The 5535-nt window shown below is 71.9% G+C and carries 5 protein-coding genes and 1 pseudogene; all 6 read left to right on the top strand.

Features of this window, described 5'->3' with window-relative positions:
• Nucleotides 1-2889 (top strand): beta strand repeat-containing protein (locus tag H3O04_RS33590; protein ID WP_202589328.1); only part of this gene is annotated, 2889 nt, incomplete at its 5' end.
• Between the two features lie 313 nt (nt 2890-3202).
• A complete protein-coding gene (locus tag H3O04_RS33585; RefSeq protein ID WP_023475290.1) occupies nt 3203-3562 on the top strand; it encodes a COG4315 family predicted lipoprotein in 360 nt (119 codons plus the stop codon).
• 27 nt (nt 3563-3589) lie between these two features.
• Nucleotides 3590-4105, top strand: coding sequence for a sigma-70 family RNA polymerase sigma factor (locus tag H3O04_RS33580; protein WP_011694183.1), 516 nt, complete (start codon nt 3590-3592; stop codon nt 4103-4105).
• Entirely contained in the window at nt 4102-4884 is a 783-nt protein-coding gene (locus tag H3O04_RS33575; protein WP_202589327.1) for an anti-sigma factor family protein, read from the top strand. The genes H3O04_RS33580 and H3O04_RS33575 overlap by 4 nt, the downstream gene beginning before the upstream one ends.
• Nucleotides 4885-4910: 26 nt before the next feature.
• On the top strand, nt 4911-5333 hold the full coding sequence (locus H3O04_RS33570) for a hypothetical protein (protein ID WP_054927468.1): 423 nt from the start codon (nt 4911-4913) through the stop codon (nt 5331-5333).
• Nucleotides 5330-5535 (top strand): annotated as a pseudogene (locus H3O04_RS33565) (DUF1571 domain-containing protein); the annotation flags it as partial. The gene H3O04_RS33570 and the pseudogene H3O04_RS33565, both read left to right, overlap by 4 nt.

The following is a 5535-nucleotide window of genomic DNA, read 5'->3' as shown; positions in this document are numbered from 1 at the left end:
GGGCAAGTGCTGTCGGGCGCCGTGGGGGCGGTGACCGGCGCACTCGGTGGTAGCGGCGGCACGGTGCAGCCGCTCGGGGCGGTGCAGGGCGTGGTGAACCAGGTGACGGGTGCGCTCGGTGGGGGCAACCCGGCAGGTGCGTTGACGGGGGCGTTGAATACGGCGACGGGGACGCTGAGCAATGCGCTGGGCACGGCAACGGGCGCACTGGGCGGGATTGGCGGTGGTGCGAATCCGCTGGTGCCGGTGCAGGGTGTGGTGAATCAGGTGACGGGCGCGCTGAGTGGTGGCAACCCGGCCGGTGCACTGACCGGCGCACTGAATACGGCAACCGGCACGCTGAGCAATGCGCTCGGCACGGCAACCGGCGCACTGGGCGGCATCGGTGGCGGCGCGAACCCGTTGGCGCCGGTTCAGGGTGTGGTGAATCAGGTAACGGGTGCGCTGAGTGGCGGCAACCCGGCCGGCGCACTGACCGGTGCGCTGAATACAGCGACGGGGACGCTGAGCAACGCGCTCGGCACGGCAACGGGCGCACTGGGCGGTATCGGCGGTGGTGCGAATCCGCTGGCGCCGGTTCAAGGCGTCGTGAATCAGGTAACGGGTGCGCTCGGTGGCGGTAACCCGGCAGGTGCGCTGAGCGGTGCCGTGGGTACGGTTACCGGCGCACTGGGCGGCATCGGCGGTGGCTCGAACCCGCTGGCGCCCGTACAAGGTGTCGTGAGTCAGGTAACAGGTGCGCTCGGTGGCGGCAATCCGGCAGGTGCGCTGAGCGGTGCCGTAGGTACGGTTACCGGCGCGCTCGGCAATCTGGGCGGTGGCTCGAATCCGCTGGCAGCGGTTCAGGGTGTCGTGAACGGGCTCACGGGGACGATCGGCGGTGGCGATCCGGCCGGCGCGCTGACCGGCGTCGTTGGTACGGTCACGGGGGCGCTGGGCAACCTCGGCAGCGGCTCGAACCCGCTCGCGCCGGTGCAAGGCGTAGTGAATGGCGTTACGGGCGCGCTTGGCGGCGGCAATCCGGCTGGCGCATTGACCGGCGCGCTCGGCACGGTGACGGGCGCACTGGGCGGTGTTGGCGGCGGCAACCCGGCCGGCGCATTGACTGGCGCCCTCGGTACGGTGACGGGCGCATTGGGCGGTGTTGGCGGCGGTAACCCGGCCGGCGCATTGACTGGCGCCCTCGGTACGGTGACGGGCGCATTGGGCGGTGTTGGCGGCGGTAACCCGGCCGGCGCATTGACCGGCGCCCTCGGCACGGTGACGGGTGCCTTGAGCGGTGTTGGCGGCGGCAACCCGGCAGGCGCATTGACCGGCGCCCTCGGTACGGTGACGGGCGCATTGGGCGGTGTTGGCGGCGGCAATCCGGCCGGCGCATTGACCGGCGCGCTCGGCACGGTGACGGGCGCACTGGGTGGTGTTGGCGGCGGTAACCCGGCCGGCGCATTGACCGGCGCGCTCGGCACGGTGACGGGCGCACTGGGCGGCGTTGGCGGCAACAACCCGGCTGGCGCCTTGACCGGCGCCCTCGGCACGGTGACGGGCGCATTGGGCGGCATCGGCGGTGGCAACCCCGCTGGCGCACTGACCGGCGCGCTCGGCACCGTAACCGGCGCCCTGGGCAACCTCGGCGGCGGCGCGAACCCGATCACCCCGATCCAGAACATCGTGAACCAGGTCACGGGCACGCTCGGCAGCGGCAACCCGACCGGCGCACTGAGCAACGCGGTCAACACGATCACCGGCACGCTCAGCAACGTCGGCGGTGCAGGCAGCCCGCTCGCGCCGGTGCAAGGCGTCGTGACGCAACTCGCCGGTACGCTCGGCAACGGCGATCCTGCGGGTGCGCTGACGAACGCACTGAACTCGGTGACGGGCGCGCTCAGCGGCGCGAACCCGCTGGCGCCGGTGCAGGGCGTCGTGAACCAGGTCGTCGGCACGCTGTCGGGTGCAGGCGGCGGCAGCCCGATCACGCCGATCACGAACCTCGTCAACGGTTTGCAGAACGCACTGCCGGGCGGTAATCCGGCCGGCGCGCTGACCGGCGCACTCGGTTCGGTGACGGGCGCGCTCGGCAACCTCGGCGGCACGAACCCGCTGGCGCCGGTGCAAGGCGTCGTCAACCAGGTCGTCGGCACGCTCGGCGGCAGCAACCCGGCCGGCACGCTGAGCAACGTGGTCGGGACGGCCACGGGCGCCCTCGGCAACGCGGTCGGCTCGGTGGCCGGTGCGCTCGGCGCGCTGGGCGGCACGAGCCCGCTGGCGCCGGTGCAGGGCGTCGTGAACCAGGTCGTCGGTACGCTCGGCAGCGGCAATCCGGCCGGTGCACTGACGGGCGCGCTGAACTCGGTGACGGGTGCCCTCGGCAACCTCGGCGGCTCCAATCCGCTGGCGCCGGTGCAAGGCGTCGTCAACCAGGTGGTTGGCACACTGTCCGGTGCGGCCGGCAATAGCCCGATCGCCCCGATCACGAACCTCGTGAGCGGCCTGACGGGCGGCGGCAACCCGGCCGGCGGCAACCCGGCCGGCGCACTGACCGGTGCGCTCGGTTCGGTGACGGGCGCACTCGGGTCCGGTCCGGCGGCGCTCGGCCAGGCGGCCGGCGCGCTGTCGGGGGCGGCCGGTTCGACGGCAGCGGCGGGCGGCAGCCTGCTCGGCGCGGGCGCGAATGCGGCCGGCGGTACGGCCGGCGCGGTCGGTTCGCTGCTGACGACGGGCGCCAACTCGACGGCGACGGTCGTCAATGCGGCCGGCACGTCGGTGGGCACGGTGCTCGGTTCCGCGCCGGGCCTGTCGGTGACGCCGCATTCGGGCAACGGCTCGGCGAACAACCCGCTCGCACCGGTGACGACGCTGCTCCAGTCGCTGACCGGCGCATTGCCGAGGTAACCGGCCGAACCCGCACGACGGCGCCGTATCGGCCGTCGTGCGAGACGCTCGCGCGATACGGCCCCTGCAACAGGGGGCGCGCAACGCGGCATGACAGCGATGTCATGCCGCGTTGTCATTTCAGGCTTCCGCTCGCTTTCGTCGCATGAATGATCGCCGCCGCGCGTCGCGGCGTGGCATGGAATAACCGGCCATCCCTGTCCGTTTACATACCGAGTTCCGGCACCGCCGGCCGGCGGGATAATGATCGCGACGCAGCCGATCGTCCCGTCCGGCGGCATCGTGTCGCGACACGACGTCAAGGAGAACGGGAATGAAACGGATGCTCTTCGCCGCCGCGCTGACGGCGGCGATCGTGCGGCCGGCGGCCGCGGAACCGCCACAGGTCGGCGACGGGAAACTGGTCGACGAAGCGCACATGACGTTGTACGTGTTCGATCGCGATGCGCCGGGCAAGAGCATGTGCGACGGCACGTGCGCAGCCAACTGGCCGCCCGCGCTCGCCGACGCGTACGACAAGGCGTCGGGTGCGCTGAGCCTCGTCGCCCGCGACGACGGCAAAAAGCAGTGGGCATACCGCGGCCGCCCGCTGTATCGCTGGAAGATGGACCACAAGGCCGGCGACGCGGGCGGCGACGGAATCGGCGGCATGTGGCACGTCGCACGGCCGTGACCGCACGGCGACGCGCGAGGCATCCCGATGAGCTATGAGTCGGACCTGCTGGTGTGGCTTCCGCATCTCACGCGCTATGCGCGTGCGCTGACGGGCGAGCGCGCGTGGGCCGACGATCTCGTGCAGGACACGCTCGAGCGTGCGCTGAACCGGCCGCCGCGCGACGGCGGCAACCTGCGCGCGTGGCTGCTGACGCTGTTGCGGCACCGCTTCATCGATCAGTTGCGCGCGCGGCACGAGATCGCGGTCGACGACGCGACGGCGCCGTGGCAGACGATGGCTGCCCCCGCCGGCGAGGTCGGCGGCCTGGAGTTGCGCGACGTGCAGCGCGCGCTGTACCGGCTGCCGGTCGAGCAGCGCGAGGTGCTGTTGCTGGTCGCGCTCGAGGAGTTGAGCTATCGCGATGCCGCGCAAGTGCTCGGCGTGCCGGTCGGCACGGTGATGTCTCGGCTCGCGCGGGCGCGTGCGCAGATGCGCGCGTTGCTGTCGGACGCGCCGTCGTCGCACGGCACGGCCACGTTACGGGTGATCGGGAAGCCATGATGGACGATCCGCGCAAGCCTTCGAACCAGCAGGACGACGATGCGTCGGCGCAACTGCTGTCCGCGCTGCTGGACGGCGAACTGTCCGGGCACGAGCGGCGCGAGATGCTCGAGCGCCTGCAGTCCGATCCACAGGAGGCCGAACGATTCGCGCATTACCGTGCGCAGCGCGATGCGCTGAAAGCACTGTTCCCGTTGCCGGCCGCCGCGCCCGCGTTGTTCGTGCAGCGCCGCGCGCCGCGCTGGCGCGCCGTCGCCCACGCGTTCGCCGGGCTGGCGGCCGGGCTGCTGATCGGCGTCGCGCTGCATGCGGGCTGGGCGGCGTTCGGCCGCGAACCGGCGTTCGCCGCGCGCGCGGATGTCGCGTACGCCGTGTACGCCGCCGACCGCGAGCATCCGGTGGAAGTCGGTGCGGCCGATCCCAAGCGTCTCGCCGCGTGGCTGTCGGCGCGGATTGGCCGGCCGGTGCGCGCGCCGTCGCTCGACGAATACGGTTACGCGCTGCTGGGCGGCCGGTTGCTGCCCGGCGACGCGGGGCCGGCCGCGCAGCTCATGTACCAGCGCGCGGACGGCGCGCGCGTGACGCTGTACATGACCGCATACGATGCGCGGCGCCTCGCGCCGCGGGCGATGTCGGCCGACGGCCGCTACACGTATTTCTGGTCGGATCGCGGCATGGGTTATGCGCTGTCCGGCCGTGGCGACGAACGGCGTCTGCGCGAACTCGCGATCGACGCATGCGGCGCGCTGGGCGGGCCGACCGACGCGTGGAAGGGATGACGCGCGGCGCCCGCAGGGAGCAGGCGATGAAGACGGCGATGATGAAGGGACTCGTGCTGGCAGCGTTCGTCGTGGGCACGATGCTTGCGCGAGCGCAGGGCGATGCGCCCGTGCGCGTGCCGGTCGATGCCGATGGCGTGCAGCGCGTGACGATCGTCGGCGGCAGCTATTTCTTCCGGCCGAACCACGTGATCGTCCGCGCGCACCTGCCGGTCGAGCTGACCGTATCGGCCGAGCCCGGCGTGGTGCCGCACAGCTTCGAGATCGACGCTCCGCCGCAGGCGGGCATCGCGGTGCATACCGAGCTCGGCACCACGCCGAGAACGTTTCGTTTCACGCCGCAGCAGCCGGGCCGGTTCGCCTACTATTGCACGCACCGGCTGCTGTTTTTCCGCAGCCATCGCGAGCGCGGGATGGAAGGCGTGCTCGATGTCGAGGCGGCGCCGTGATCGCCGCGTTGCTGGCCGCGAGCCTGATAGGAGCGAGCATGACAGCCGATCCCGTGACCGTCGCGCAGTCGCATTTCGACCACGTCCGCTCGTACCGCGCGACGATCCGCTCGTCGGCGCGCGACGGCGAGCGCACCGAAATCCGCTACGCGTACCTGAAGCCGGGCTTTGTCCGGATGGATTTCGTGTCGCCGCATCGCGG

It is taken from the genome of Burkholderia sp. KCJ3K979 (assembly GCF_016759955.1).
Lineage (GTDB): Bacteria > Pseudomonadota > Gammaproteobacteria > Burkholderiales > Burkholderiaceae > Burkholderia > Burkholderia orbicola.
Note: the sequence above shows the minus strand (reverse complement) of the source record. Positions and strands in the feature narration are given on the sequence as shown.